Origin of the sequence: Nonomuraea deserti (assembly GCF_004348685.1) — a bacterium.
Taxonomy (GTDB): domain Bacteria; phylum Actinomycetota; class Actinomycetes; order Streptosporangiales; family Streptosporangiaceae; genus Nonomuraea; species Nonomuraea deserti.
The window spans coordinates 1-26139 of record NZ_SMKO01000146.1; the positions used below are offsets into that span (position 1 = coordinate 1).

The following is a 26139-nucleotide window of genomic DNA, read 5'->3' on the forward strand; positions in this document are numbered from 1 at the left end:
CGGTGGGCTGCGCGGTCTCCGTCCTGGTCGGGACGGACGTCGGCGTGCCCGTGGGCCGCTCGGCCGAGCGGGTCGGCACGGCCGTCGGCTGGACCGCCGTGGGCGTGTACGTGGGGATCGGCAGGGGCGTGGGCGTGTCCTTCTGGCCGAGCGCCTCGTCGTACTTGCCGACCCGGTGGCCGCTGCCGTCCTTCTCGATGACCAGGGCGGTCTCGCTGAACTGGTCGTTCACCCAGAGCAGCCCGTCCTTGACGAACACCTCCAGCGGCCCGGCCTTGCCCGTGACGACCTTCTCCGGCTCGAACTTCTTGGCCACGGTGTCGTACACGATGAGCCGGCCCGTGCTCTCGTTCGCGATGTAGATCCGCCGGCCGAGCGCCTGCGGCCGGCCGAGCTTGCCGCCCTTCACCGCGACGGTCGTCAAGGCGCCGCTGGCCGTGTCGACCAGGACGAGCGCGCCCTGCGCGGGCGCCAGCACGGGCACGATGTTGCTCTCGGCCACGGCCGGTACGAGCAGCCCGCCGGTGCCCGCGTCGGTGACGGTGCTGGGCAGGCTGACCTCCAGGCGGGTGCCGGTCGATCCGATCACCATGGCGGAGGCGCGGGCGGAGTTGGTGACCAGGGGCACGCCGTTCGCGATCGTCAGCGTGAGCGGGTCGCCCGGCTCGCCGACCGTCACGGCCTTCCCCTTCTGGGCGCCGTTGATCTGGACGAGCGTGCCCTCCTCGGGAACGGGCACCCAGAGCGTGCCGTTCTTGTCGATGCCCGCCTGCCCGAGCGGCGGCTTCAACGTGATGGGCGTGCCGACCGTGGCCACGGTGAGCGGGTCGAGCTGCTGGACGGTGCCGCCGCGCGGGTCCAGCGCGTACGCCTTGCCCGCCGCCATGACGACCTCCATCCCGCCCGCGCCGAGTTTGCCGGTCTGGGCGACCTCCAGCTGGGTGGAGTCGATGCGGCTGACCTTGCCCGTGGACTCGTCGACGACGAGCACGTTGTCGCCGTCCTGCATGACCTTGAGCGCGTCGCCTTCTGACGAGGCGAGGTCGACCCGGCCGTCCACCTGCCCGGACAGGCCGTTGGCGTGCACGACCTCGCCGTTGAGCGCGCTGGCCAGCCAGGCTCCCACGTCGGAGAGCTTGGGCCGGGCGCTCGACACTCCCGCGCCCAGGAACAGACCGGCCCCCACCAGCACGGCGACGAGCACGGACGCGACGATTCCCGCCACGCGCCGCCCCGCCGTACTTCGCCACCTCATGGCCACTTATTCACACCCCGCGACATTTGTGCACATGCGTATCCGCGGACACCTTAGGGGCGGGCCTGCGCCTGAGAACGTTCCTTCAAACAACCTGGAAATGTCGGGTCAGCGCACGTCGCGCTGCCGATCCTCGATGGCGCGCAGCTGCTCCTCCATCGACGTCTCGTACGACTCCAGCAGATCGCTGAAGTTCTCGTCGGGCAGGCCGACGCCGAGCGTGCCCGCCATGACCGCCTCGACCTTCCGCGCCACGTCGTCCTGGGCCTCCTGCGCGGCCCGCAACATCGCCTCGGCCAAGCGCCGGCTGTCCATGCGCATGGCGCGCGGCGCCAGCTCGACCTCCGTCAGCCGGCCCGATGGGCCGACCGTCACACGCACCTGGCCGTCGGCCGCCTCGCCGCGGCCGAGCGCCACGTCGATCTCACTCCTGAGTTCCTCGACGCGGGCCAGCATCTCCTCCGCCCGCGCGGTGATGCGTTCCAGATCCTCGGGGTCGAAGTCGTTCAACGTACCTCCCGGCTCTTTGCGGGGAGAGTACGGCGGGCCGAGTCCATTTCGGAAAAAGTTGAAGCGTGTCCGAAGCGATTGCGCGTACACGAACATTAATGGAACATTTCCCCCAAGGAGCCGGCTGGGAAAAACGCCTTACCGGTGGCGGGCACGCGCACGCCTGCGGCCGCCTGTCCCGGGCCCGCAAGTCCTCCCCCAGGGAAAGGTGTTCGTGTGAGTCAAGGGTTCGTCTCCATTGGCCCCGGCGGTCTCGACGAGCTCCACAAGGCGGGCAAGGCGTGCGCCGACACGGCCGCCGCGCTCTCCGGGATCCTGCGCGAGTTCCAGGCCGGCGCCGCCCCCGAGGTGGACACGTACGACCTCATCGAGGAGGGCGCCGCCGAGTTCGCCAAGGGCTACGAGGCGTTCTTCAACGGCCTGTCGTCGGCCCTGTGGAAGCGCGAGACGACCCTGGTGCAGCTCGCCGACGGGCTGCGGGCCGGCGCGGCCTCCTACGACGCCGCCGACAGCGGGCGGTCCGAGCCGCCGCCGGCGCCCAAGGTCAGCGAGCCGCCCGACCCCGGCACGGTGTCGATCATCTGGAACGCCACCCTGGACATGCTCGGGATGGGCGGCGCGTACGAGGAGCAGCTCACCCAGATGCGCGAGAGCTGCCTGGCCACCGCGAAGAGCCTCAGGGACGTGCACGACACGCACATCTCCGCGATCGAGGCGCACGTCGGCCGGGCGGACTGGAAGGGCGACGCCGCCGACGCCTTCCGCGAGGCCTGGCGCACCCACGTGAACCCGCCGGAAGGCAACGCCGAGACGCCGAACCTCGCCGCCCTGGCCGCGCGGACCGACGAGGCGGCCGCGATCATCGACAACGCGATCAAGGCCACCCAGGAGACCAAGAAGTACGTCGCCCTCTTCCTGGCCACCCTCGGGGTGACCGTGGGGGTGGGCGCGGCGCTGAGCCTGGGCGCGAGGGCCGTCAACCGGCTGGCGGCACGCCAGGCGCTCGGCAGGGTGGCGCTCATGCTGTCCACCCGCCACGCGAAGCTCGGCGCCATGCTGCTCCGCCTCAACAGGATGCTGGGGCTCCGCTCCGGGACCCGGCTGCTGGGAGCCAAGGAGGCCGGGCGCACGGTGTTGTCGGCGTACGCGAAGAACGCGGGGCTCGTGGCAGGCACCAACTACGTCAACTCCAGCCTGGCCAACACCCTGCGGGGACGCGAGGACCCGTGGGGGATCAACGTCAAGATGGCCGGCACGCTGACCGGCCTGTCGCTCCTCGGCGGAGGTGTCGGCTTCGTGAAGGGCCTCGCCCCCGTGGCGCGGCTGGCGCAGAACCATCCGATGGCCTTCGCCATCGGGCTCGAAGGAGCGCTCAACGCGGGCGCCAGCACCGGCCTCAGCCTGCTCTACGACGGCAAGCCGCTGGGCGCGGCGCTGAAGGACGGCCTGACCGTCGGCGGCGTCAGCGCCCTGTTCGGCGGCGGGTACGCGCGGTTCCTGCGCGACAGGACCGGCCTGCGCCACCACGCCTTCCACAAGGCGGACAAGTGGAATCTCAGGCTGTCGGCGGCGGACCCGTCGAAGCCGCTGACGCCGATGAACGCGCGCTTCACCCCCCGCCTCTTCTCCTGGATGGACCCGGCCAAGCACGGGTACGTGCCGGTGGTGGGGCGAGGCGCGGGCGACCCCACAACCGTCTGGGCGCCGAAGAACAGCGTGTCGGCCAGGGTGCGGGAGTTCCAGCTATGGAACCCCCAGGCGGCGCTGAACAAGATCAGCAACTGGCCCAAGGCCGCGCAGGCGCCCGCGCAGGGGCTGCTGAACTTCAGCGCCAAGCCGGTCGGCACCTTCCTGGACGGCTCGCCCTTCGTGAAGGGCCGCCTGCTGGGCCTCCTGCCCGGAACGATCTCCTACGGCCTGGTGCCGCGCGGCCAGGTCGACACCCCGCCGTTGTCCGTCCCCGAGCACGACGACTGGACGTCCAAAGCTCCCGTCCCGCCGCCGGAACAGGCCGTGCCCGAGCCGCCGCCCACGCTGGGCGGCGGGGAGCGGGTCGTGGCGCCCGGCGACACGCTGGGGAACATCGCCGTGGACGAGTACGGCGACCCACGGCACGCGCAGACCATCTACGAGGCCAACGACCACATCGACGGCATCACCCCCGATCACATCGAACCCGGATGGCAGCTCAACATCCCCGAGATTCCCGCCGGCGACAGGCCCTCCTGAGAGGGCGCGGCCGGCGCCCGGCAAGGCGCCGGGTGACCGGACGCGCCAGGCCCCGTGCCCGCCCTGCCGCCGGAGCAGACCCCCACGCGGGCTTCAGGCCAACCGTAGGAGCACAATGATCCGGATCGAGCAAAACTGCGCGAGACCGCCCGCACGATGGGAGGTCTCTGAGTGGCGGGCCCCTTCGACCCGATCCTGGACCCGGTCAAGACGCTGACCAACGCGGTGGCGTCCATCGGCGGGGAGGAGCAGGAGCGGCGGCTGACGGACATGGCCGCCGCCTGCCGCCGCTCAAGAGCACCATCGAGGGCCTGGAGCCGCTCCTCCAGGCCGGGTCGGCGACGACGCCGACGTGCTCCGCGACAAGTGGGATGACCACCTGGCGGCCGAGTACAGACAAGAGGCGGCCGCTCACCTCGAGAACGCCGCGGCGGTGCTGCACCAGGCGGTGGAGTCCTCCCAGAAGACCAGGCAGGCACTCGACCACCTCATCACGTCACTGATCGTCTCCGTCTCCGCCGGCGCGCTCGCCTCGCTCGTCGCGGCGGGCCTGAGCACGTACGCGGTGTGGGCGTCGAGCGCCGCCACCGCCGCCCGCAGGACGTCGGTCGCCTCGGGCATACTCAGCCGCTTCTCCGCCGCGCGCTCCCTCGCCGCCTCGGCCATGCGCACGTTCGCGACCGTCGGCAGATCGAAACTGGTACGTGGGCTCGCGCTGGATCAGCCCGTCGTAAACCACGCCGGGATCATCCCCGTTCGCCGTTACGGCCGGCAAACCTGTCAACCATCGGGTGGCCGGTCGCAACCTCCGGCCGTACCGGCGGGCGGGGCGGCGTTCCTAATGTGCGGGACATGGACAGGAGAAGGAGACACGCGATGATCGCAGGGGCCGCGGCGCTCCTGCTCTCCCAGGGTTGCGGCACGCCGGCGCCGAGCACCTCGCGAAGCGCCGGCGCGTCGTCGGGGGCGAGCCCCACACGAAGCGCCGGCGCGTCGTCGGGGCCGAGCCCCACACGAAGCGCGCCGGCCACGCGGGGCGCCGGCGCGGCCGGTCCGGAGGTGGAGCTGGACAGCGGGCGGATTCGAGGGGTCTATGACGGCGATGTCGCGAGATATCGCGGGATCCCGTACGCCCAGCCGCCCACCGGCGACCTGCGCTGGCGCCCGCCCCGGCCCGTCGCCCGCTGGCGGGGCGTCCGCGACGCGACGACGTCCGGTCCCGCCTGCCCCCAGGCCAGCGAGAACCCCAAGGAGAGCAGCGAGGAGGAGGACTGCCTCACCCTCGACGTCACCGTCCCCAGAAAGGCAGACCCCAGAAAGGCAGACCCCAGGAACGCGGGCTCCAGGAACGCGGGCTCCAGGAAGACAGGCGGCGGGAAGACGGGCGGCGGGAAGACGGGCGGCGGGTCCAGGCCGGTGATGGTCTGGTTGCACGGCGGCGGCTTCTCCGCGGGGCGCGGCGCCGACTACGACCCCCGCCGCCTGGCCGTTCAGGGCAGCGCCGTCGTGGTCACCGTGGAGTTCAGGATCGGCGTGCTCGGCTACCTCGCGCTGCCTGGGATGTCCGGTGGGGGCACGTTCGGGCTGCAGGACCAGCAGGCCGCGCTGCGCTGGGTACGGCGGAACGCGGCGGCGTTCGGCGGCGACGCGGGCAACGTGACGTTGTTCGGCGAGTCGGGCGGCGGCATCGCCACCTGCGGCCAGCTCACCGCGCCCGGCAGCAGGGGCCTGTTCCACAAGGCGATCATCCAGAGCGGCAGCTGCGGCACGGCCCTCCTGCCGAACGCGACCGGTCCCGGGACGCCGCGGTACCCGTTCTGGCGCCCGTTGAAGGAGACGTACGCCGCCGCGCGCTCGGCGGCGCGGCAGGTGGGCTGCCCGGCGGGCGATGACGCCGGGCAGACGCTCGCCTGCCTGCGCGGCAGACCGGTCAAGGACCTGCTGGAACTCACGGGGATGTTCACGGCCGCGTCGTACGGCGGCCCCGCGCTGCCCGTCTCCCCCGAGCGGGCGCTGCGCGAGGGGGACTTCGCCCGCGTGCCCGTGCTCACCGGGCACACCGGCAAGGAGGCATTGCTGTTCGCCGGCGTACTGAGCCTGCTGGGCAGGCCGGTCACCGACGAGAACCTCCCTGACCTCCTCCGTCAGGGCTTCGGCCGCAGGGCGGAGGAGATCGCCCGCCGCTACCCCAGGGACGAGTACGCCACGCCGATGGAGGCGTGGGCCGCCCCGAACACCGACGCCATGTTCGCCTGCCCCCACGCGCGCGACGGCGACGCCCTGGCCCGCGGGACGAAGGTGTTCGCCTACGTCTTCGCCGACGACACCGCGCCGCCGTTCGTCCCGTCGTTGCCCGGGTTCCCTGCCGGGGCCGGGCACGCCTCGGAACTGGCGTACCTGTTCGACGTGCGGGACAAGCCGATCGATCTGGACGGCGAGCCCGTGCCGCTCACCGAGACCCAGCTGTCGGTGGCGCGGGATATGGTGGCCGCCTGGACCTCGTTCGCGCGGACCGGCACACCGTCCTCCAGCGGCCGTGCCTGGCGGCGATGGCGACCAGGAGCGCGCGTCGCGCACCTGATCACCGAGCAGCCGGGAAGCACCGCGACGACGCCCGCGCCCCGGTGCGCCCACCTCGACCGACCATGACCAGCGCCACGTCACCTCCGAGCGGCACCAGGAGGGCTCAGGCCTTCCTGGTCGTCCTCATGGCGGCGTTCGCGCTGCTCGACCTGGCCATCTTCCGCGGCGTCCAGCGCACCAGCGGCCCGCTCGGCCCGGCCGCGGGGCTGGTGCTGAGCCTGCTCGCCGACGCCTGCCTGCCGTTCCTCGTGCGCTTCCCGGGTGCGGTCGCCGTGGTCGCCTGCGCGGCCACGGCGCTGGCGGCGGTGGGTGACACGCTGGCCCCGGGGGCCTTCACGCCGCTCGATCCGGTGACGCCGGTGACCGCGCCGCTGTGCACGCCGGTGATCGTGTGGTTCGTCGTCAACCGGGTGCCGCGCCGGCAGGCGGTGGCGTACGTCGCGGTCCTGGCGCTCGCCGCCACCCGGCCGTGGACTCCTGAATGGGAGACGGCCTACGCCGGGGTCGTCGCCACGGTCCTGCCGGCCGTGCTCGGCCTGTACGCGCGCGCCCACCGCGAGTTGCTGCGGTCGTTGCGCGAGCGGGCGGAGAGCACCGAGCGCGAGCGGCTGCTGCTCGCCGAGCGGGCCAGGGCGGCCGAGCGGCAGCGGCTGGCCGGCGAGATGCACGACATCGTCACCCACCACGTCACCGAGATCGTCCTGGCGGCGGGGGCGCTGAAGGTGTCGGCGGCCGACCACGGGGTCCGGGCGGCGGCCGAGCACATCCGCGATGCGGGCTCGCGCACGCTGACGGAGTTGCGCGACCTGATCGGCATCCTGCGCCACGGCCACGCGCACGACCCCGGCGAGCCCGCGCGCGTCACGCTCGACCCGTCCGGCCTGGACGTCCTCACCGGCTCCGCCACCGCGGCGGGAAACCCGGCCACCCTGCGGGTCACCGGCACGCCGGAGGCGGTGACCCCGGCGATCGCCAGGGGCGCGTACCGCGTGGTGCAGGAAGCGCTCACCAACGCCAGGAAGCACGCGCCCGGCGCGGCCGTCGAGGTCGAGCTCGTCCATGACCGCGACACGCTGACCGTCACGGTGGCCAACGCCCCTCCCCCGGCGGGGTGCGCGCCCGGCGGGTCCGGGCTCGCGGCGAGCGGCTCAGGGCTGGGTCTCGACGGGCTCCGGCGGCGGATCGCCCTGCTCGGCGGCCGGTTCGCGGCGGCCCCGGCGCCCGGTGGCGGCTTCCGGGTGTCGGCCACCCTGCCCGCGTCCGTGCCCACGGACGGCTCCCTGGACGTCCCGTGATCAGAGTGCTCGTGGCCGACGACGATCCCATGGTCCGCCATCACCTCCGCACCATTCTCACCTCGGAAGGCGAGGTCGAGGTGGTGGCGGAGGCCGAGGACGGCGCGGAGGCGGTGGAGGCCGTGCTGCGCGCCGCGCCCGACGTCGTGCTGATGGACATCAGGATGCCCGGCGTGGACGGCATCACCGCCACCGCCGAGATCGCCAGGCTGCCCGCCCCACCGGTGGTGGTCGCCCTCACCACGTTCGACTCCGACGCCCACGTGCTGCGCGCCCTCCAGGCCGGGGCGAGCGGGTTCCTGGTGAAGTCGACCCCGCCGGAAGACCTGCTCGACCTGGTCAAGGTCGCGGCCCAGGGCGCCACCGTGCTCTCGCCGTCCGCCGCCCGCCACCTCGTGTCGCGCTCGGCGCCGGCGGACGGCGCCGAGCGGGAGAAGCTGGCCACGCTGAGCGAGCGCGAGCGCGACGTCCTCGCCTGCCTCGGCGAGGGCCTGACCAACGGCGAGATCGCGGCCCGGCTGTTCCTGTCCGACTCCACCGTCAAGAGCTACATCTCGCGCCTGCTGGGCAAGCTCGGCCTCGCCAATCGCACGCAGGCGGGCCTGCTCGCCCACCGGGCCGGTCTGCCCGGCCCGTGAGCGAGGCCGCGATGTCATGACGTCGAGATGACACGTGTCATGAGGAGCCGGTGACACCGCGGACTGCCCGTGACCTGCCCGGATACATCAGGATGTTGGCCATGATCTCCCCTCGAATGCGACGCACCAGGCGGCTGGCCGCCGCGGCCGCGCTGCTCACCACGGCGACCCTCACGGCAACTCCTGGCACGGCGGCCGCCGCTCAGGATCCCGCGCTCGACCGGCAGGCGCTGCAGCAGTCGCTGGACGCCGCGCACAAGGCGGGGATGTACGGCATGCTCTCGACGGTCCGCGACGGGAACCAGACGTGGCAGGGCGCCACCGGCGTCGCCGACGTGACCACCAAGCGGCCGATGCACCCGAGGATGACGCACCGGGTCGGCAGCATCTCCAAGACCTTCGCGTCCGTGGCCGTCCTGCAGCAGGTGGCGCGCGGCACCATCGAGCTGGACGCCCCCATCGGCCGCTACCTGCCCGACCTCGTCCCCGGCGAGCGCGGCGAGCAGATCACCGTGCGGATGTTGCTCAACCACACCAGCCACATCGCCGACTACCTCGGTCCGGCGTTCCCGTCGCTGCTGGAGGGCAAGACCAGCAGCCTGGACGAACACCGTTTCCGCGAGATCAAGCCGACGGAGCTGGTGCAGCTGGGCCTGGAGGCGACCCCGACGGGCAAGCCGGGCGCGACGCCGGGCTCCTACTCCAACACCAACTACGTGATCATCGGGCTGCTGCTGGAGAAGGTCACCGGCGAGAACGCCGAGCGCCACATCACGCGCAACGTGATCCGCAAGGCGGGCCTGCGGCACACGTCCTACCCGCGCACGCCACGCATCCCCGGGCCCCACTCGAAGGCGTACGAGTCGTGGTACGGGCTGATCGATCCGCCGCGCGACTACAGCGTCTACGACATGTCCTATGTGCGCACCGCCGGGGACATGGTCTCCACGATGGACGACCTCAACCGGTTCTACCGGGAGTTGCTGCGCGGGCGGCTGATCGGCGCGGAGCAGATGGCCGAGATGCAGAAGACGGTGCCCGTGCGCGTGGGCGGCGGATACCTGGTCTACGGCCTCGGCCTCTATGCCGCCGACCTGCCGTGCGGCCGGTTCTGGGGGCACGACGGAGCCGTCTTCGGCATGGGCGCCCAGTCGCTGTCCAGCCCGGACGGCAACCGCCAGGTCTCGTTCGGGATGAACCTGATGAAGTACCAGAAGATCGGCGACGACGGCCAGCTGGAGCCGAGTGAGATCGACACCGCGATGGCGAACCACCTGGTCCTGGCGCTGTGCGGGAAGGGCGGCGCGACCGCGAAGTCGGGGCAGAAGCCGATCGTGCCGCTCCCGGGGAGCCGGATGACCGTCAAGCGCTGACCGTCCTCTCCGTCGGGTTCGCCGCCTGGGTTCGCCGCCTGGTTCGCGCCGCAGTTCGCGGTGCGGACCAGGCGGGGCCGGGGCCCGGCATGTCGCTGTTCCGCCCTTCCCGCCAGGCCTTACGCGGGGTGCTATGTGCATTTGTCCACACACGCTCCATGTGTGGATTTGTCCACAGATGATCGCGGCGAGTCTCCGTAATGTCCCTGGTGCCGGGAACGACCGGCACACCGAAACGGGGAGGGAACCCAATGCGTAAGACCCTTGCGATCGCGGCTCTGGCCGGCTCGATGGCCGTCACCGGCATCGCTCTCACCCCCGCCGCCCAGGCTGCCACGCAGTCCACCGCGACGACCACCGCCGCCGCGTCCTACACCGGCGGCAGCTGGGGCAAGTTCTTCTCCAGCGACCGCAAGGCGTACACGTTCGGGAAGACCTGGAAGCAGCACGGCAAGGTCTACACGAAGTGGTACGGCGTCGACAGGCACGGCGGCAAGAAGGCCTGGGTCTGGTTCGAGGTCTACCAGAACGGCCACTGGAAGAGGTTCAACAAGGCCTGGGACGGCAAGGTCGTCGGCAGCTGGAGCGGGCGGGGCATCAGGAAGGCCTACACGTTCACCTGCTGGGCGGGCAAGTTCGACAACTGCGGCCGCAAGTACCGCATCTACTAGACACCACCACAGCCCGACCACCGAGGCCCGGCGGCCACCCCGCCGGGCCTCGACCATGTCAGGACAGGAAGGACCGGAGGTGCGGGGCCAGCACCTCCCACGAGACGTTGTGGTCCTGCCCCTGGAGCACCGTGTGCCGGGGGGACGGCAGGAGATCCACCAGCGCATCGGCCGCGGCCAGGCTCCACGCGCCGGTCTCGGAACCGGTCAGGATCAGGGTGGGCGCCTTGACGCCGGCCAGCTCGGCCGGCGGGCGGCCGTCGCCCATGATCGCGGCGTCGTAGGCGAGGGTCGGGGCGATCGCCTCCATCGACGCCCACATGGGCGCCTGCCGCATCTGGTCGATCATGCCCGGCGGCATGCCCACGGAGCTCAGGAAGAGCGCCATGGCGTCACCGCGACGGCCGTCGGCCAGGCAGGCGGCCAGCTCGGCGGCGTACGCGCGGGCCCGCTCCGGCGCACCGGCGTCGAGCTGGAACGGCGGCTCCCACAGGGCGAGCCGGGTGATCGGCACCCCCTCGGCCGCCGCGCGCAGCGCCAGCACCGCGCCGGAGGAGTTGCCGAACACGGCCGCTGCGCCGCCCGCCGCGGCGATCACCGCGGCGAGGTCATCGATCTCGCGCCGCACGTCGTACGGCGGGGTGTCGCCGCTGTCGCCCCGCCCCCGCCGGTCGTAGCTGACGACCGTGTGCCCGTCCGCCAGCAGCACGGCGAGCGGCGCGTGGACGCCCCTGGCGCAGGACGCGCCGCTCACCAGGACGACGGGGCTGCCCGAGCCCAGCCGGTCGAAAACGATCTCGGTTCCGTCGGCGGAACGTGTGGAGGTCATGGTCACTACCCTTTCCGGTGGTCCGTTTCGCCCTTCCCACGAACGGCGAGCGCCCCGTCGGACACCTCGTCGGGGGAAATCTCGGCGAGACGCCGGGCGAGGTAGCGGCGTTCCGGCTCGGTCGGGGCCAGCGGCAGGGCCTCGCGGTAGGCGGCGGCCGCCTCGGCACGGCGTCCCTGGCGGCGCAGGAGGTCGGCACGGGCGGCGGGCAGCAGGTGGTAGCCGTCCAGCTCGGGCGCGAGCGCGTCGACGAGGGCCAGCCCGCGCGCCGGCTCGCCCATCCCCACGGCGACCGCCCGGTTCAGCCGGACGACCGGGGACGGCACGAGCGCCTCCAGCCGTCCGTAGAGGGCCGCGATCTCGGCCCACGGCGTGCGTTCGAAGCAGCCGGCGGTCGCGTGGCAGGCGGCGATCGCCGCCTGGATCTGGTACGGCCCCGCACGGCCCTGGCGCAGCACGCGCTCCAGCATGGTGACCGCCTCGCCGATCCGCTCGTGCTGCCACAGGGAGCGGTCCTGCTCTTCGAGCGGCACCAGTTCGCCCGCGTCGAGCCGGGCCGGGCGCCGGGCGTCGTGCAGGACCATCAGCGCCAGCAGGCCGGCCGCCTCCGGTTCGCCGGGCAGCAGCGAGACGAGCATCCGTCCCAGCCTGATCGCCTCGTCGGACAGGCTCCGCCGGATCAGGTCGTCGCCGGCGGCGGCCGCGTACCCCTCGTTGAACAGCAGGTAGAGCACGCCCAGCACCGTGGTGAGCCGGACGGGCAGCTCCGCCGCGTCCGGAACCTGGAAGGGGATGCCCGAGTCGCGGATCCTGGCCTTGGCCCGGGTGAGCCGCTTGGACATCGTGGCCTCGGGGACCAGGAAGGCGCGGGCGATCTCGGCCGTGGTCAGCCCGGCCAGGGTGCGCAGCGTCAGCGCCACCCGCGACTCGAACGGCAGGGCGGGATGGCAGCTGGTGAACATGAGCCGCAGCCGGTCGTCGCCGAACACCCCGTCGCCGTCACCCGGCCGCGCGGGCCCGGCCACCGCCAGCTCGCGCAGCTTCGCCGCGCCCACGGCGGCCCTGCGGAGACGGTCGATCGCCCGGTGGCGGGCGGTGGTGGTGAGCCAGGCGCCCGGCGCGGGCGGCACACCGTCGGCCGGCCACCGCTGGAGCGCCTGGGTGAAGGCGTCCTGAGCGCACTCTTCCGCCAGGTCCCAGTCGCCGGTCATCCGGATGAGCGTCGCGGTGATCTGCCCCCACTCCTCCCGGAACAGCGCGTCGACCGTCTCCCTGACGTTCACGGCAGCAGCGCCCGCACCTCGATCGTGCCGTGCCGCGCGACGGGATGGACCATGGCTGCTTCGAGCGCCTGCTCCCTGGTGGCGCACTCGATCAGGCTGAACCCGGCCACGACCTCCTTGGCCTCGACGAACGGGCCGTCGCTGAGCAGCACCTCGCCGTCACGCGCCCGGACCGTCGTGGCCTCCGCCGGCGCCTCCAGACCGCCGGTCTGCACCAGCCGGTCCCCCTGCGCCCTGGCCCAGGCCTTGCAGTCGGGAAGGAAGTCCGGATCGGCCAGCATCGCCTTGTGGGCCTGCTGATCCCCGCAGATGAGCAACAGGAACTTCATGCTCCGAGCCTAGGCCCCGCGCGCGCCGCGGAAACGGTCGGTGGCCTCGACGAGCCGGTGCAGCGTGCCGGGCTCCGCACCCGCGTGCCCGGCGTCGTCGACGAGCTGGAACTCGGCCTCCGGCCAGGCCAGATGCAGGTCCCAGGCGGCCTCGGGCGGCGTCTTCATGTCGTAGCGGCCGTTGACGATCACGCACGGGATGTGCCGGATCGCGCCGACGTCGAGCAACTCGCCGTCGCGCAGGAAACATCCCTGGCTGAAGTAGTGCGTCTCCACGCGCGAGAAGCCCACCAGGTCGCGGTCGTCCAGCGCCGGCGGCGGCACGGGCAGCAGCCAGTTGGCCGACAGCTCCCAGGCGGCCCACGCACGTGCCGCCGGCACGTGCACCGCCGGGTCCGGATCGAACACCCTGCGATGGTAGGCGTGCACCATGTCGTCGCGCTCTCCCACCGGGATGTGGTCGCGGAAGGCCGCCCATTCCTCGGGGAACAGCCGCGCCGCACCCGTGCCGGTGAACGCCCACGCCTCGTCGGCGGCCCTGGCCAGGTAGATGCCGCGCAGCACGAGCTCGCTCACCCGGCCGGGGTGGCGGCGCGCGTACGCCAGCGCCGGCGTGCTCCCCCACGACCCGCCGAACACCAGCCACCGCTCGACCCCCAGCAGCTCTCTCAGCCGCTCGATGTCCGCGACCAGATGCCAGGTGGTGTTGGCCGCCAGCGACACGCCGGGGTCACCGGCGTGCGGCCGGCTGCGCCCGCAGTTGCGCTGGTCGAACAGGATGATCCGGTACGCCTCGGGGTCGAAGAACCCCCGCATGCCGGGCAGCACCCCACCGCCGGGCCCGCCGTGCAGGAAGATCGCGGGCTTGCCCTCCGGATTGCCGCTGACCTCCCAGGAGAGCTCCTTTCCATCGCCTACGTCGAGCGTGCCCGTCTCGTAGGGCTCCACCGGTGGATAGAACGTCCTTTGACCCATGGCTACCAGACATACCACCTGGGACCCGCAACCGCGTATGGCGTACGCCGTCGGACCGGGCGCAAGGCGTGGGACACATTCGCCGGGCCGGCGGGGAGAGAAGTGCGGGACAGGTGGCCGGCGCCTCGGCGGACCCCGTAAGGGTCGTTCACAGCGACCATCCCTTATGTGGAATGAGGGTTTGGTCCGCCGCGCCCAGCGCAGTTCCCGCACTGATCATTCAACCGGCGCCCCGTCCGCGCCGCAACCCATTAATCGCCCTCACCGGTCCGCGAAAACGGAGGCGTACACCGGCCGCCCGTGCTCGGCGACCACCTGGCCGGTCAGCCCGTCACCGGTCACCGTGGACAGCCGCAGGTCGAGGTAGCGCTCCTCCTCGACCATGCGCACGTCGCCGCCGGGAGCGGGCAGCCAGGAGGCCACCTCCGCCAGCCGCGCCGCCCGGTCGCGCGCCAGCTCCGCGCGCAGCTCCGCCAGGCTCCCCGCGTCGTACGGCCGCGCCGCCGCCCGCTCCGGCTCGGCGTGCCAGGCGGCGACGCCGTACGCGAAGCAGACCAGGGCCATCCACATCTCGGCGAAGTAGCCGGCGTCGGGCGCCAGCTCCAGCCCCGCGAAGGTGCCGCCCACGAAGAACAGCGCACCGAGCTGGCCCGGCACCAGCTCCAGCCGGCTCTGGAACTGGGTCAGCGTCGCCCGCTTGCGCGACAGGATCTGCTCCAGGTGGCCACGGGAGGGCAGCCCGTACGCGCGGTTGAGCTGGGTGATGTCCGGCCACAGCTTGGCGTAGTCGTGGCGTCCGCGCAGTCGCAGAGCCCTGGCCCGCAGCTCGAGCGGCAGCACGAAGAACCACTGGTCGCGGCCCTCGAGGTAGCCGCCCTGCCCGGACTGGACGCAGCAGGCGTCGTCGAAGCGACGGGTCTGCCCGGCCGCCAGCAGCGCCGCGGAGCACAGGGCGTGGTTCTGGGCCGCGTCCTGGATGTAGCCGAGATGCAGCGGCACGATCGCCACGCCCTCGCGGGCGCCGTTGTGCAGCTCCACCTGACCGTAGCCGACCACCCGCTTGAGCTTCAGCCCGGAGCGGGGCGGCACGATGCCGGGGCGCTCGGGCCCGTGGATCGGCACCATCGTCAGCGCCCCCGCGCGCTGCGGCGTGCCCACGCGGTAGCCGTCGAGGTCGAGCGGCGCGGGCAGCAGCGTGTCGAGCGTGGTCATGTCCGTGCTCCTTCCAGCCGGCTCGTCATGGTCGTGCGGATCCAGTCGCGGCCCGGCCCGCAGTGGCCGAACATCCACGGCAGCAACCCGGCGAAGTCGTCCTGGTGCCAGAACGGCTGCCGCGGCAGGCCGGGCGCCGGGTCGCGCAGGGTCAGGTCGTCGCCACGGGTGAACGTCGCCTGGCACAGCACCACGGGCGTGGTGACACCGGCGCGCGGCAGCGTCGCCACCACCCGGGCCAGGTCGCCCGGCAGGACGTTCTCGTAGCCGTCGGTCACGATCACCACCAGGTCGGGCCCGCCGTCCAGCGCGTCCAGCAGCCCGCTCGCCAGGTCGGTAGCGCCCCCAGGAGCCGCCCCGCCGACACCGGTCGAACCCGCCGGAGCCGCCCCGGCGTCACCGCTCTCGATCACCGTGAGCCGGTCACAGAGCTCGGCCAGCACCAGCCGCAGCGCCGTGGCCTGCGACATGAGCGCCCATTCGCGCTCGCCGTAGCCGCGCATCGAGCCCGACGTGTCCAGCACCAGGGCGACGCCGCCCGCCATGCGGGGCAGCCCGCGCGTCGCCTCTGCGACGTAACCCGCCAGGGCGGGGCGCAGCTCCGCGGCGGGCCCGCCCATGAAGAGGTGGACCAGCGTCGCGGCGATGTCGCCCCGGTTGGTCGGCGTCACGACCGGCGGGTGCTCCCTGACCGGGTCGAGCGGCGCCGGCGCCTCCTGCGGGGCCACCGCACCGTACGTGCCGGGCGCGTAGAGCGCGCGGACCCGCTCGATCGCGACGGCCGGGTCGGAGGTGAACCGCAGCAGGCTCCTGCGCAGCCGGTCGGAGCCGGTGTCGCCCTCGCGGATCGAACGGGCGCACCCGCGCGCGGTCGCCTTGCCCAGCGCGTGCTCGAAGCAGTCGACCAGGGCAGGTCTGCGGGCCTCGATGAGCGCGGCGGCGTCGGGGTGCTCCAGGACGAAGGCGACGATGGCGCGGGTGGTGTGCTTGTGGTTGGCCCGCAGCCGCCGCAGGGCCAGCAGCGCGGTGACCGTGTACCCGGGCGGCAGGCCGAACATGAGCGCCCTGGTGACCTTGGCCAGGGTCGCGCGGGTCCGGTCGTCCAGGCCGTTCTGCGAGGTGGCCAGCGTAGTGAGCAGCACGCGGGCGCGCTGCCACGGGAGCACACCGGGCACCAGCGCGAGCAGCGCGTATCCCTCGGGGTCGCTCACCTGGGCAGCTCGGTGGAGCTCCGCGTCGTCCCAGGCCAGATCGCCGCCTCTGGACAGGACCAGCGGAGTGTCGTGCGTCCGGAAATGCGTGAGAAGAGTTGGGGTGTCCACGGTGGAAAGTGTAGGAATTATCTATTGTCGGCCGACACCCATTTATTTCGCGTTATCCGGCAATAGCCGACCCGCTGGAATACGTCAAACCTTTTATTCGCAGCGGCGGGAGAACCAACGTCCGGGTCACAAAAAGCAGGCCGGCCGCCCCGGTCGGAGGCGGGGCGGACGGACGCTCAGGAGTGGACGGACGCTCAGGAGTGGACGGCGTTCACAACGGGGTCAGGGGTGGGCGATGAAGCGGCCGAAGCGGCCCTGGTGGTAGAGGAGCGGACTGCCCCCGCCGTGCACGCCGGCCTCCGCGACCAGGCCGACGACGATGATGTGGTCGCCGACGTCCACCGTCTCGTGCGGGAGGCAGATCAGGTGGGCCGAGACGTCCCGCAGCAGCGGCGCGCCGAGCGGGCCCGGCCGCCAGCGGGTGGGGGCGGCGAAGCGGTCGACGTCCTTGCGCGCGAACCGCGCCGCCAGCTCGGCCTGGTCGCTGGCCAGGACGTTCACCGCGAAGTGATCGGCCGCGCTCGGCCGGGGCCAGGTGGTCGAGGCCCGGTCGACGTAGAAGGACGCCAGCGGCGGGTCGAGGCTGACGGAGGAGAACGACGTGGCGGTGAGACCGGCGGGGATGCCGTCGCTCTGGGCGGTGATGACGACGACCCCGGCGGCGTGCACGGCGAGCGTCCGGCGGAACCCGTCGGCGTCCACCACCCGCCCGGGTGACGACCGGCCTCCGGCGCGCCCCGGCGTCCTGTCGCCCGCTCGTCCACGTGATCGTCCGGTCGAAGTGCCCGCGGGCACCGCCCCCGTCATGGGAGCGTCTCCCGCTTGAGGGCCCCGGCGACCAGTGGCACGATCCGGTCCGCCCAGGGCGCCAGCACCCCGTCCAGTCTCGGGATCTGTGATTCGAGCACCGCCAGCCCCGGGCCGGGCACGGCGGCGCCGAGCTCCACGAGCAGCGGCCGCAGGTGCACCTCCCGCCGGCGCGTGCCGGGGGTCGCCCATGACGAGCAGCGGCAGCGCCACCGTGCCCGCCAGCGCGTCCGGCGGCAGGCGGCCGAGGAAGGACTTCAGCAGCCCGGTGTACGTGCCCTTGCAGGTCGGGCTGGCCACCACCAGCACCTCCGCCTCGGTCACCAGCTCCCGCGCCACCTCCACCCCGGCGTGCGAGCCGGGCGCGAGCGGACGGGGCCCGAGCGCGGACAGGCCGACCACCCCGTGGCGCCCCTCGCGCCGAGCCGGCGGGAGATCGTCTTCGCAGCTTCGGTGGCCACGGCGAGGGTCCTGGAACCCTCCCGGGGGTTGCCCGCCAGCGCGACGACGCTCATGGGGCCACCGCCGCCTCGTGTCGCGCGTGCGGGGACGGGGGTCTGGCCAGCCCGTAGTTCTCGCGGAGCGTGCGGCCTTCGTCCTCGTGCCGGGACAGGCCCCTGACCCGCAGTTCCGGCACCACGTGGTCGACGAAGTCGGACAGGCCGCCGGGCAGGATCGGCGGCATGAGGTTGAAGCCGTCGCGCGCCGGAGAAGAACCATTCCTGCAGCTCGTCGGCGATCTGCTCCGGCGTGCCGAGCGAGGCGAACGTGCGGGCCACGTGGAAGGGCTCGTTGTACGTCGTCGACACGGTGGCGATGAGGCCGATGTGGGAGGTGACGGAGGCCAGGGCCGACAGCAGCGTGAGGGGTTCGAGGCGGTCGAGCGCGTCGTGCCGGGCGTTCCCCAGGGCCAGGCCGTCGGCGAGGAAGAGGGAGTCGAGCGTGCCGCGCTCGGCGATCGTGGCGAGCTCCGGAAATACTGGAGCCGATAGGCTCGGCCCGTGGCGCCGCCGACCGATGGAGCACTGCAATGATCTTCATTACCGCCAAGTTCCGCGTCCTGCCCGAACACGCCGACCGCTGGCCGGAGATCACCGCGGAGTTCACCGAGGCGACCCGCGCCGAGCCCGGCTGCCTGTGGTTCGACTGGTCACGCAGCCTCGACGACCCCACCGAATATGTCCTGGTCGAGGCGTTCCGCGACGACCAGGCCGGCGCGGCGCACGTGGGCTCGGCCCACTTCCGGCAGGCCAGGCAGACGCTGCCGGCCCACCTCGCCGAGACCCCGCGCATCGTCAACACCACCATCCCGCAGGACGGCTGGTCCGAGCTCGGCGAGATGGCCGTGCCCTCCCGCGGCTGACTCAGCCGCGCAGCCCCAGCAGGCGGGCGGCGTTGTCCTTCAAGATCCCGGGACGGACCTCCGGCTTGATGTCGAGCTTGCCGAAGTCGGCCAGCCAGCGGTCCGGCGTGATCACCGGATAGTCGGAGCCGAAGAGCACCTTGTCCTTCAGCAGCGAGTTCGCGTAGCGCACCAGCTGCGGCGGGAAATACTTCGGCGACCACCCCGACAGGTCGATGTAGACGTACGGCTTGTGGGTGGCGACCGCGAGAGCCTCGTCCTGCCACGGGAACGACGGGTGCGCCAGCACGATCCGCAACTCGGGGAAGTCGACCGCCACGTCGTCGAGCAGCATGGGGTTGGAATACTTCAGCCGGATCCCGCCGCCGCCGGGGACGCCCGCGCCGATGCCGGTCTGGCCGGTGTGGAACAACGCCGGCACGCCCAGCTCCTCGATGGCCTCGTACAACGGGTAGGCCATGCGGTCGTCTGGCGCGAAGCGCTGCACGCTCGGGTGGAACTTGAAGCCGCGCACGCCGTACCGCTCGACGAGGCGGCGGGCCTCGCGCGCGCCCGCCCGGCCCCGCCACGGGTCGATGCTGGCGAACGGGATCAGCACGTCGGCGTGCTCGGCGCAGCTCTCGGCCACCTCCTCGTTCGCGATGGGCGGATGCCCGGTGGCGTGCTCGGCGTCCACCGTGAACACCACCGCCGCGATCCGCCGCTCCCGGTAGTAGGCGGCCATCTCCGGGATGGTCGGCCGGGGGTGCGCCTTGAAGTATTTCGCCGAGGCGTCGAACAACTCGGGGCTCAGCGACCCGTGCCCGCTCCTGGAGACCTCGGCGTGGGTGTGCACGTCGATCGCGACCAGGTCGTCGACGTTCATAGAGCCTGGCATCGAGCCTGGCGTCGGAGCTGGCACGTGTCCGGCCTCCTGCTTCTCGCCGCGGCGGCGCGCCGCGGATCCGCACCGGGCACGGATGTACGCCGCGCGGGTCGAGGCCCGGCGCCCCTCGCTCCCGCGCGGCAGATTGTGCACCTTTCTAGAGCTCCGGCGCCACGGCCGGGGTGCCGACCTTCTCGGGCTCCCGCGCCGCCGCGGCGTACCGGATGCCGCTCACGGCCACCAGGCTCACCGCGCCCAGCACGGTCAGGAACACGGCGACCGGCGTGGACGAGCCGTACGCGGCGTACAGGGCGGGGAAGGCCGGGGTGACGGCGCCGGCGACGGTGCCGCCCGCCGCGTACGCGATGGAGATGCCGCTGTAGCGGACCTTGAGGTCGAACATCTCGCTGAACAGGCCGCCCTGCGCGCCGGCCATGATGCCCTGCACCACCGCGGCCACCAGGAACGCGATCAGCGCCAGAACGGTTTCGCCGGTGTTGACCATCGCGAACATCGGGACCGGCCACACCACCGCGGTGATCGCGCCGACGATGTAGAGCCGCTTGGCGCCGAAACGGTCGGACAACATCGCGGACACGATGATCGCGATGATCCACACCGAGGTCGACGCCAGGATCAGCGTGAGCAGCGTGTTGCGCTCGAAGCCGGCCACCTGCGTCCCGTAGGTGAGCATGTACACGGTGACCGCGTAGCCCACGGCGGGCGGCGCGATCGCGGCCAGGCCGCCCAGGATGAGGTTGCGCGGGTGCCGGCGCAGCAGCTCGGCGAAGGGGACCTTGCTGATCGTGCGCTCCTGCTTGGCCTTGGCGAACTCGGGCGTCTCCGACAGCCGGAGCCGTACGACGAAGCCGACGATGACCAGCACCGCGCTCAGCAGGAACGGGATGCGCCAGCCGTAGGAGAAGAACGCCTCGTCGTCCATGCCGGAGACGGCCAGGAACGCCAGGTTCGAGGTCAGCACGCCGATCGGGACCCCGAACTGGGCGAAGCTGCCATAGACGGCGCGACGCCCCGGTGCGGCGTTCTCGGTGGAGATGAGCAGCGCGCCGCCCCACTCACCGGACACGCCGAAGCTCTGGATGAGACGGAGGGAGACCAGCAGCAGCGGCGCTCCGATGCCGATGGCCGCGTACGTGGGAAGCGCCCCGATGAGGAATGTGGACCCGCCGGTCAGGATCAGCGTGAGGACGAGCATCGACTTGCGGCCGATCCTGTCGCCGAAGTGACCGATGACCGCGGCCCCCAGCGGCCTGACCAGGAATCCGGCGGCGAACGCCGACAACGACGCGAGCGTCGCGGCCTCGGGCGACGCGTCCGGGAAGAACAACCGGGGGAACACCAGCGCGGCGGCGGTGCCGAAGATGAAGTAGTCGTACCACTCGATCGACGTGCCGATGAAGCTGGCGGCGAAGAGCCCTTTGATCGATGGGGGCTTGGACGTGCCGTTGTGGGTCATGGGTGGCACTCCTCAGAGCGGGGTGGGATGTCGGCGGTTTGCGGAGTTGTAGGGACCGTATTTCGCCCGGCGCCGTAGATCGTGGGTCATCTGCGGCACCTGGACTACGTCATCTGTCGCGGTCGCGGCCGTCCGGGGCCGCGACGGGCGGCGGCCGGCGGGGCGGCCCGCCGTCGACGTCGAGGACGTGCCCGGAGATCCACCGGGCCCGGTCGCTGAGCAGGAACAGCGCGGCCTGGGCGACGTCCCAGGCGGTTCCCTCGGTCATGAGCGCGGTGCTCTCGCGCCGCGCCGCGCGCGCCTCCTCGGGCATGTTGGCGGCGGCGAACGACCCCCAGATCATGCCGACCCGCACGCCGTTGACCCGGATGCCCTGCGGCCCCAGCGTGGCCGCCGCGCCCTCGGTCAGGTTCTCCAGCCCCGCCTTGGCCAGGGAGTAGACCATCCCGGGCCCGCGCGCCCGCACGGTCACCGAGGAGATGTTCACGATCGCCCCGCCGCGCGGCAGCACGGGGACGGCGTGCCGGGTGACCTGCCAGGCCGAGGTGAGGTTGACCGCCATCAGCTCGGCGAACCGGTCGGGGGTGACCTCGAACAGCCCGGCGGGGTCGCCCGAGGCGACGTTGTTCACCACGGCGTCGAGCCCGCCGAGGCGACCGGCCGCCTCGGCGACGGCGGCGGCGCAGGCCCGGTCTGAGGTCACGTCCGCGACCACGGGGACCGCCTCGCCGCCGTCCTCGCCGATCAGCTTCACCGTACGGCCGGCGGCCGCGGCGTCCCGGTCGAGCACCGCGACGCGCGCGCCGTGCGCGGCGAGCACCCGGGCGACGGCGTAGCCGGCGCCCGGCAGCGCGCCGTTCTGCCCGGCCCCGGTGACCAGGGCGGCGCGGCCGGCCATCCACCGAGCACCGGCGCCGCCGAACGGATCGGCCAGCGGATCATCCGGCATACGTTCCTCCCCTGTCGCGCGGCCCCGGAACGGAGCCGGGCTCGCGCCCCTTCGTCCCGCACCCGGACCGTTTCCTCGACCTGGCCGGGACCGCGTCCGTCACACGGCCGGGGCCGTTGCGCCGTCGCGTGGCGGCTCGACCCTGGCCGAGATGCCGGACCAGTTGGAGAACACCCGGACCACCATGGAGATCCCGGCGTTGCGGGCCCCCGCCACGACGATCGGCAGGTTCTTGGGCGCGCCGTCGGCGAAGTACCGGTGGAACGCGCCGGGATCGCCGTCGTCGCTCTGCCGCCGGACGTTGCCGTGCACGTGGTTCTTGCCGGCCCTGGCCAGGTCGGCCTCGGACCGCCCGCACCGCTCGATCAGCCAGTCGCGCACGCCGGCCTTGCTCATTCCGGCCGCGGCCAGCATCTGCGCGTGCTCGGGGCAGAACACCACGCCGGCGCTGGCGTGGCGGAAGATCCAGCTACCCGTACGCGAGATCGTGTCGGCGAAGTCGCCGAGCAGCGCCTCGGGGTCGTCGGTGTGCCGGTTGTCGACGAACTCGCTGGCCCTGAGCAAGGTCGTGGAGACGGCGTCGACGCCGGCGGCCACCCCGCCGTCCACCGAGAGCGGCTCCCACGGGCTCTCCTCCTCGTTCTCGGCGATGCACATCGCCCACCGCCCCGGGACGCCCTGGGTCGCCTGCTCCAGCACGTGCGGCACCACGCCGAGCGCGTTGCGGACGATCAGCCCGATCGCCCTGGCCACGGTGGCGTTGGCACGGAAGCCGGGGCCGAACACGCCGCCGGTGGCGTTGAAGCCGAGACGCCGGCGTACCGGGCCGTTGACCACGATCAGCGGCGCGGGGCCGCTGGTGCTCTGCCAGCCGCCGCCCACGGTGGAGCGTTCGGCCATCAGCGCGTCCCAGGCGGCCAGCACCACCGGGAAGTATTCGGGCCGGCAGCCCGCCATCACCGCGTTGATGGCGGCCAGCTGGACCGAGACCTCCCGCTTGAGGTGGTCGAGCCGGCCGATGACCTCGTCGGCGGGCCGGGACGTGGTGGCGAGGAACGCGTCGACCAGCTCGCGCGTCGCCGGCACGACGGGCAGGCCGTCGGTCCAGCCCTGGTCGTACATGTACTCGATGGATTGGTGCGCGCCGTCCAGGGCGTCGGTGACCTGCCCGTCGAGGGTGCCGCCGGTCATCGGGCGGACTCGCGGACCCGGTCGGCCACGTCGGCGACGAGTTCCGCGGCGCGCTCGGCGACCTGCTCGGCGTCCAGCACGGCCACCGGATGCGGCGTCAGCAGGATCTCGAAGTTCTCGTCGCCGTGCACGCCGGCCATCGCCCGCGCCGTCACCTCGAAGGCGTCGCTGACGATCACCGCGGCGGGGATGCCCACGCGCTCGAACGCGATGCCGTCGGCCGCGGCCGACGCGCTGCACGAACCGCAGTCGCCCACGCCGGTGATCACCACGTCGCTGACCGCGGCGATCTCCTTGAGCATCGGCTCGTCCACCGGGAAGGCGACATGCGGCTTGGTGCGCCGGATCGTCACCACCGCGCCGTACCGGTCACGGAGCAGGTCGCCGAGCTCGGTCAGCAGCTGCGCGGCGTTCCGCTTGGTATTGTTCAACAATCCGACGCGGGCGCCGGCCAGGCTGGGCACCCGCCTGGCGGCCACCGCCACGTTCGTGGGTCGTGCCGGCAGACCGGTCGGGTCAAGGATCCGGTCGAACATCCCTCAAGCACCTCTTCTCGTCAGCTCCGGGTTCCGCCACCCGCTCGGCTCGTGGCCCCTCATCAGGTGTGGCTCGCCGGAGCGACGTCGCCGGGGTAGGACAGCCGGATGCCGTCGGGTCCCACGCCGAGGATCGGCGCCAGCATGCTCACCATCATGTTCTTGGGGACCAGGCAGTCGGGGCAGCTGCCGGCTCCGGCGGTGATCCGCACGTCGAAGGCGGAGCCGGCCTCCTCGACGCTCAGCTGGTAGCCGTCGACGGCCAGGGTGGACCGGATCTGCTCCAGGCGTGTTTCGTCGCGCATCTTCGCCTCACTCGTGATCGGGGCCGCGGGTACGTCCGGCGGGGTGACCGGGTGCGACTACGACCCTGCTCAGAGCAATGTAGACCGTGGCATCCCAGAAGAAATCTCGACTTTCGTGACGCGGAAGGGCTAGTCGCATTTCGTCCGTATGGCCTGATGGCCATCCGAAAGGGAAGCCCCTTTTCCGTCCAGCGGAAGGGATTTTCGTCTAGTTTGGGCTACTATCGAAAGGCTGTCCGTTTATGTAGCCTGGTTAACGCCCACGTAACCTAGGTCAAGAAATACGGACAGGCAGGTGAATTGGTGACTGTCCTGGCAGACAAGTCTCTCGAACCCCATCGCCTGACATCGGCCCAGCGCGTGCTCTCCATCCTCGGCGTCTTCGACACCGAGAACCTGGCGCTGTCCCTCAGCGACATCAGCCGCAGAACCGGCCTCACGCTCAGCACGACCCATCGGCTGCTCAACGAACTACTCCGCTGGGGCGCGCTGTCCCGGCACAGCGACGGAAAGTACAGCATCGGCCTGCGCATCCTGGAGCTCGGCACCCTGGCGCCGCAGGGGGGCCAACTGCGCGAGATCGCGCTGCCGTACCTGCACGACCTGCAGCACGCCACCCGTGGCAACATCCACCTCGGCGTGCCGGAAGGGCACGACGTCATCTACGTCGAGTCGCTGCGCGCCCGCGACACCGTCCCGGTGCCGAGCAGGCTGGGCGGGCGCTGGCCCATGCACGCGACCGGCACCGGGCTGGTGCTGCTCGCCCACTCCTCCCAGGAGTTCCAGGAGGAGGTGCTCGCCTCCAAGCTGCGCCGCTACACCGACCACACGCTCACCGACCCCGACGCGCTGCGGCACTTCCTGGCCGAGGTCCGCAAATCGGGCGTCGCCATCGTGCAGAGCCAGCTCACCCACGACGCGATGGCCGTCGCGGTGCCCATCCGCGGCCCCCGCGACCGCGTCGTGGCCGCGGTCGGCATCACCGTGCCGCTCGGCTCGCCGTCCCCGCACTCCCTGGTGCCCGCGCTCGCCGCGACCTCCCGCAGCATCTCCCGCGCCCTCGGAGCGCCCTCGGCCGTCACCGACGCCGGGGTGCCGCGCCAGACCGCGCACTGGCAGGTGCGCGAGGTCAAGTACTCCAGCTCCGCGGGACGCTGAGAGCCCGCGCCCACAGGGAACACGAACGCGCAGGGAACGGCCCGCTCCCCTGATGCGGGCCGTTCCCGTGCGCGGCCGGTCACTCCCCCATCGGGACGGAGGTGACCGGCTCGACCGAGTAGCGGTGCGGGGGACCGCCCTCGACCGGCAGGATGTGCCCGGAGATCCACCGGGCCCGGTCGCTCAGCAGGAACAGCGCCGCGTGCGCGATGTCCCAGGAGGTGCCCTCGGACTTCAGCGAGGTCCCTTCGCGGCGCTGCTCGCGCATCTCCCGGGTCATGGAGCCCTTCGCGGCGAACGCCCCGTAGATCGCGCCGACCGCGATGCAGTTGACGCGGATGCCCTGCGGTCCGAGCGTGGTCGCCGCCCCCTCGGTCATGTTCTCCAGGCCGGCCTTGGCCACGCAGTAGATCAGGCCGGGCCCGCGCCTGCGCGCCCCGACGGACGAGATGTTCACGATCGAGCTGCCGCGCGGCAGGACCGGGACGGCGTGCCGGGTGATCGACCACGCGGACTTGAGGTTGACGTCCATCAGCCGGTCGTAGTGCTCGGGGGTGGTGTCGAACAGCCCGCTCCGGTCGCCGGCCGCGACGTTGTTGACCACCGTGTCGAGCGCGCCCAGGCGGCCGACCACCTCCGCCACGGCCCCGGCGCAGGCCCGGTCGTCAGTCACGTCGGCGACCACGGAGATCGCCTCACCGCCCTCCTCCGCGATCAGCTTCACCGTGCGCCCGGCGGCCTCCTCGTTCCTGTCGAGCACCGCGACGCGGGCGCCGTGCCTGGCCAGCACCCGGCAGATGGCGTACCCGACACCCGGGTAGGAGGTGTTCTGGCCGCCCCCGGTGACGAGCGCGGTGCGCCCGGTCATCCACTGGGGTCCCGCGCCGGCGAAGGGGTCGATCATCGGGTCGTCTGACATTGCCTGCTCCTCTCCTGGTGTGCCTGACCGGCCCGGCGGAGGGCCGGGCTGGCGGGGGGCCGGGC

General features: G+C 72.4%; 26 protein-coding genes and 2 pseudogenes. 8 read left to right on the forward strand and 20 right to left on the reverse strand.

Annotation, left to right across the window (positions count from 1 at the left end):
- Both E1292_RS36220 and E1292_RS36225 read right to left on the reverse strand, forming a co-directional pair.
- Window positions 1–1255 (reverse strand): NHL repeat-containing protein (locus E1292_RS36220; RefSeq protein ID WP_342775738.1); only part of this gene is annotated, 1255 nt, incomplete at its 3' end.
- A gap of 108 nt (window positions 1256–1363) precedes the next feature.
- Window positions 1364–1765, reverse strand: a complete 402-nt coding sequence (locus E1292_RS36225) for a YbaB/EbfC family nucleoid-associated protein (protein ID WP_165974924.1) — start codon at window positions 1763–1765, stop codon at window positions 1364–1366.
- A gap of 216 nt (window positions 1766–1981) precedes the next feature.
- On the opposite strand from E1292_RS36225, the gene E1292_RS36230 reads away from it, so the two are divergent.
- The gene (locus tag E1292_RS36230) at window positions 1982–3994 is read left to right on the forward strand and encodes a LysM peptidoglycan-binding domain-containing protein (protein WP_132601870.1); all 2013 of its coding nucleotides are present in this window, start codon (window positions 1982–1984) and stop codon (window positions 3992–3994) included.
- Between the two features lie 411 nt (window positions 3995–4405).
- Here the strand turns inward: E1292_RS36230 and E1292_RS36235 are convergent, their stop codons facing one another.
- Window positions 4406–4666: a hypothetical protein gene (locus E1292_RS36235; RefSeq protein ID WP_132601873.1), complete on the reverse strand. Its 261-nt coding sequence runs from the start codon at window positions 4664–4666 to the stop codon at window positions 4406–4408.
- A gap of 204 nt (window positions 4667–4870) precedes the next feature.
- On the opposite strand from E1292_RS36235, the gene E1292_RS36240 reads away from it, so the two are divergent.
- The 5 genes from E1292_RS36240 to E1292_RS36260 all read left to right on the forward strand — a co-directional run bounded on the left by E1292_RS36240 (window position 4871) and on the right by E1292_RS36260 (window position 10554).
- Window positions 4871–6643, forward strand: a complete 1773-nt coding sequence (locus tag E1292_RS36240) for a carboxylesterase/lipase family protein (RefSeq protein WP_165974925.1) — start codon at window positions 4871–4873, stop codon at window positions 6641–6643.
- Window positions 6640–7872, forward strand: a complete 1233-nt coding sequence (locus tag E1292_RS36245) for a sensor histidine kinase (RefSeq protein WP_132601879.1) — start codon at window positions 6640–6642, stop codon at window positions 7870–7872. Before E1292_RS36240 ends, E1292_RS36245 begins: the two co-directional genes overlap by 4 nt.
- Window positions 7869–8510, forward strand: coding sequence for a response regulator transcription factor (locus E1292_RS36250; protein WP_132601882.1), 642 nt, complete (start codon window positions 7869–7871; stop codon window positions 8508–8510). Before E1292_RS36245 ends, E1292_RS36250 begins: the two co-directional genes overlap by 4 nt.
- Before the next feature lie 101 nt (window positions 8511–8611).
- Entirely contained in the window at window positions 8612–9883 is a 1272-nt protein-coding gene (locus tag E1292_RS36255; RefSeq protein WP_246090574.1) for a serine hydrolase domain-containing protein, read from the forward strand.
- A gap of 251 nt (window positions 9884–10134) precedes the next feature.
- Entirely contained in the window at window positions 10135–10554 is a 420-nt protein-coding gene (locus tag E1292_RS36260; RefSeq protein ID WP_246090575.1) for a hypothetical protein, read from the forward strand.
- Window positions 10555–10612: 58 nt separating this feature from the next.
- Here the strand turns inward: E1292_RS36260 and E1292_RS36265 are convergent, their stop codons facing one another.
- The 10 genes and pseudogenes from E1292_RS36265 to E1292_RS54350 all read right to left on the reverse strand — a co-directional run.
- Entirely contained in the window at window positions 10613–11383 is a 771-nt protein-coding gene (locus tag E1292_RS36265) for an alpha/beta fold hydrolase (RefSeq protein ID WP_132601888.1), read from the reverse strand.
- A gap of 5 nt (window positions 11384–11388) precedes the next feature.
- Window positions 11389–12666 carry an RNA polymerase sigma factor gene (locus tag E1292_RS36270; RefSeq protein ID WP_132601891.1) on the reverse strand — a complete coding sequence of 426 codons (1278 nt, stop codon included), beginning with the start codon at window positions 12664–12666 and terminating at the stop codon, window positions 11389–11391.
- Window positions 12663–12995 (reverse strand): YciI family protein, encoded by a 333-nt coding sequence (locus E1292_RS36275; RefSeq protein WP_132601894.1) that lies wholly within the window; start codon window positions 12993–12995, stop codon window positions 12663–12665. Before E1292_RS36275 ends, E1292_RS36270 begins: the two co-directional genes overlap by 4 nt.
- Before the next feature lie 9 nt (window positions 12996–13004).
- Window positions 13005–13970, reverse strand: a complete 966-nt coding sequence (gene pip, locus E1292_RS36280) for a prolyl aminopeptidase (protein WP_132601897.1) — start codon at window positions 13968–13970, stop codon at window positions 13005–13007.
- Window positions 13971–14231: 261 nt separating this feature from the next.
- Window positions 14232–15182, reverse strand: coding sequence for an ARPP-1 family domain-containing protein (locus tag E1292_RS36285; protein WP_132601900.1), 951 nt, complete (start codon window positions 15180–15182; stop codon window positions 14232–14234).
- The gene (locus E1292_RS36290) at window positions 15179–16504 is read right to left on the reverse strand and encodes a vWA domain-containing protein (protein ID WP_132601903.1); all 1326 of its coding nucleotides are present in this window, start codon (window positions 16502–16504) and stop codon (window positions 15179–15181) included. Before E1292_RS36290 ends, E1292_RS36285 begins: the two co-directional genes overlap by 4 nt.
- A 222-nt stretch (window positions 16505–16726) precedes the next feature.
- Window positions 16727–17311 (reverse strand): flavin reductase family protein, encoded by a 585-nt coding sequence (locus E1292_RS53035; RefSeq protein ID WP_132601906.1) that lies wholly within the window; start codon window positions 17309–17311, stop codon window positions 16727–16729.
- A 234-nt stretch (window positions 17312–17545) separates the two neighbouring features.
- A pseudogene (locus tag E1292_RS55530) lies at window positions 17546–17713 on the reverse strand (NAD(P)H-dependent oxidoreductase); the annotation flags it as partial.
- A 109-nt stretch (window positions 17714–17822) separates the two neighbouring features.
- A complete protein-coding gene (locus tag E1292_RS54345) occupies window positions 17823–17996 on the reverse strand; it encodes a hypothetical protein (RefSeq protein ID WP_246090577.1) in 174 nt (57 codons plus the stop codon).
- 127 nt (window positions 17997–18123) lie between these two features.
- A pseudogene (locus tag E1292_RS54350) lies at window positions 18124–18342 on the reverse strand (LLM class flavin-dependent oxidoreductase); the annotation flags it as partial.
- Here E1292_RS54350 and E1292_RS36310 point away from each other — a divergent pair.
- The gene (locus E1292_RS36310) at window positions 18342–18674 is read left to right on the forward strand and encodes a putative quinol monooxygenase (protein ID WP_132601909.1); all 333 of its coding nucleotides are present in this window, start codon (window positions 18342–18344) and stop codon (window positions 18672–18674) included. The pseudogene E1292_RS54350 and the gene E1292_RS36310 overlap by 1 nt on opposite strands.
- A 1-nt stretch (window position 18675) precedes the next feature.
- Here the strand turns inward: E1292_RS36310 and E1292_RS36315 are convergent, their stop codons facing one another.
- From E1292_RS36315 to E1292_RS36340, 6 genes are all read right to left on the reverse strand, one after another.
- The gene (locus E1292_RS36315; RefSeq protein ID WP_132601912.1) at window positions 18676–19539 is read right to left on the reverse strand and encodes an amidohydrolase family protein; all 864 of its coding nucleotides are present in this window, start codon (window positions 19537–19539) and stop codon (window positions 18676–18678) included.
- Window positions 19540–19696: 157 nt separating this feature from the next.
- A complete protein-coding gene (locus E1292_RS36320) occupies window positions 19697–21016 on the reverse strand; it encodes an MFS transporter (protein ID WP_132601915.1) in 1320 nt (439 codons plus the stop codon).
- Window positions 21017–21125: 109 nt separating this feature from the next.
- On the reverse strand, window positions 21126–21965 hold the full coding sequence (locus tag E1292_RS36325) for an SDR family NAD(P)-dependent oxidoreductase (RefSeq protein WP_220447230.1): 840 nt from the start codon (window positions 21963–21965) through the stop codon (window positions 21126–21128).
- 99 nt (window positions 21966–22064) lie between these two features.
- On the reverse strand, window positions 22065–23156 hold the full coding sequence (locus E1292_RS36330; protein ID WP_132601918.1) for a hypothetical protein: 1092 nt from the start codon (window positions 23154–23156) through the stop codon (window positions 22065–22067).
- Window positions 23153–23692 carry a UGSC family (seleno)protein gene (locus E1292_RS36335; protein ID WP_132601921.1) on the reverse strand — a complete coding sequence of 180 codons (540 nt, stop codon included), beginning with the start codon at window positions 23690–23692 and terminating at the stop codon, window positions 23153–23155. The genes E1292_RS36330 and E1292_RS36335 overlap by 4 nt, the downstream gene beginning before the upstream one ends.
- A gap of 62 nt (window positions 23693–23754) precedes the next feature.
- A complete protein-coding gene (locus E1292_RS36340) occupies window positions 23755–23997 on the reverse strand; it encodes a hypothetical protein (RefSeq protein ID WP_132601924.1) in 243 nt (80 codons plus the stop codon).
- Window positions 23998–24300: 303 nt separating this feature from the next.
- Between E1292_RS36340 and E1292_RS36345 the strand changes: the two genes are divergently transcribed.
- The gene (locus E1292_RS36345; RefSeq protein WP_220447231.1) at window positions 24301–25155 is read left to right on the forward strand and encodes an IclR family transcriptional regulator; all 855 of its coding nucleotides are present in this window, start codon (window positions 24301–24303) and stop codon (window positions 25153–25155) included.
- Window positions 25156–25234: 79 nt separating this feature from the next.
- On the opposite strand, the gene E1292_RS36350 is transcribed toward E1292_RS36345, so the two are convergent.
- Entirely contained in the window at window positions 25235–26074 is an 840-nt protein-coding gene (locus tag E1292_RS36350) for an SDR family NAD(P)-dependent oxidoreductase (protein ID WP_220447232.1), read from the reverse strand.
- Window positions 26075–26139: the final 65 nt, after the last annotated feature.

Coding starts and splice junctions, on each gene's coding strand:
- E1292_RS36335 (WP_132601921.1), bottom strand. CDS start 23,692: ATGTTCGACCGGATCCTTGACCCGACCGGTCTGCCGGCACGACCCACG.
- E1292_RS36340 (WP_132601924.1), bottom strand. CDS start 23,997: ATGCGCGACGAAACACGCCTGGAGCAGATCCGGTCCACCCTGGCCGTC.
- E1292_RS36320 (WP_132601915.1), bottom strand. CDS start 21,016: ATGACCCACAACGGCACGTCCAAGCCCCCATCGATCAAAGGGCTCTTC.
- E1292_RS54345 (WP_246090577.1), bottom strand. CDS start 17,996: ATGCCGCCGATCCTGCCCGGCGGCCTGTCCGACTTCGTCGACCACGTG.
- E1292_RS36240 (WP_165974925.1), top strand. CDS start 4,871: ATGATCGCAGGGGCCGCGGCGCTCCTGCTCTCCCAGGGTTGCGGCACG.
- E1292_RS36350 (WP_220447232.1), bottom strand. CDS start 26,074: ATGTCAGACGACCCGATGATCGACCCCTTCGCCGGCGCGGGACCCCAG.
- pip (WP_132601897.1), bottom strand. CDS start 13,970: ATGGGTCAAAGGACGTTCTATCCACCGGTGGAGCCCTACGAGACGGGC.
- E1292_RS36275 (WP_132601894.1), bottom strand. CDS start 12,995: ATGAAGTTCCTGTTGCTCATCTGCGGGGATCAGCAGGCCCACAAGGCG.
- E1292_RS36285 (WP_132601900.1), bottom strand. CDS start 15,182: ATGACCACGCTCGACACGCTGCTGCCCGCGCCGCTCGACCTCGACGGC.
- E1292_RS36245 (WP_132601879.1), top strand. CDS start 6,640: ATGACCAGCGCCACGTCACCTCCGAGCGGCACCAGGAGGGCTCAGGCC.
- E1292_RS36310 (WP_132601909.1), top strand. CDS start 18,342: ATGATCTTCATTACCGCCAAGTTCCGCGTCCTGCCCGAACACGCCGAC.
- E1292_RS36315 (WP_132601912.1), bottom strand. CDS start 19,539: ATGAACGTCGACGACCTGGTCGCGATCGACGTGCACACCCACGCCGAG.
- E1292_RS36260 (WP_246090575.1), top strand. CDS start 10,135: ATGCGTAAGACCCTTGCGATCGCGGCTCTGGCCGGCTCGATGGCCGTC.
- E1292_RS36255 (WP_246090574.1), top strand. CDS start 8,612: ATGATCTCCCCTCGAATGCGACGCACCAGGCGGCTGGCCGCCGCGGCC.
- E1292_RS53035 (WP_132601906.1), bottom strand. CDS start 17,311: ATGACGGGGGCGGTGCCCGCGGGCACTTCGACCGGACGATCACGTGGA.
- E1292_RS36325 (WP_220447230.1), bottom strand. CDS start 21,965: ATGCCGGATGATCCGCTGGCCGATCCGTTCGGCGGCGCCGGTGCTCGG.
- E1292_RS36265 (WP_132601888.1), bottom strand. CDS start 11,383: ATGACCTCCACACGTTCCGCCGACGGAACCGAGATCGTTTTCGACCGG.
- E1292_RS36330 (WP_132601918.1), bottom strand. CDS start 23,156: ATGACCGGCGGCACCCTCGACGGGCAGGTCACCGACGCCCTGGACGGC.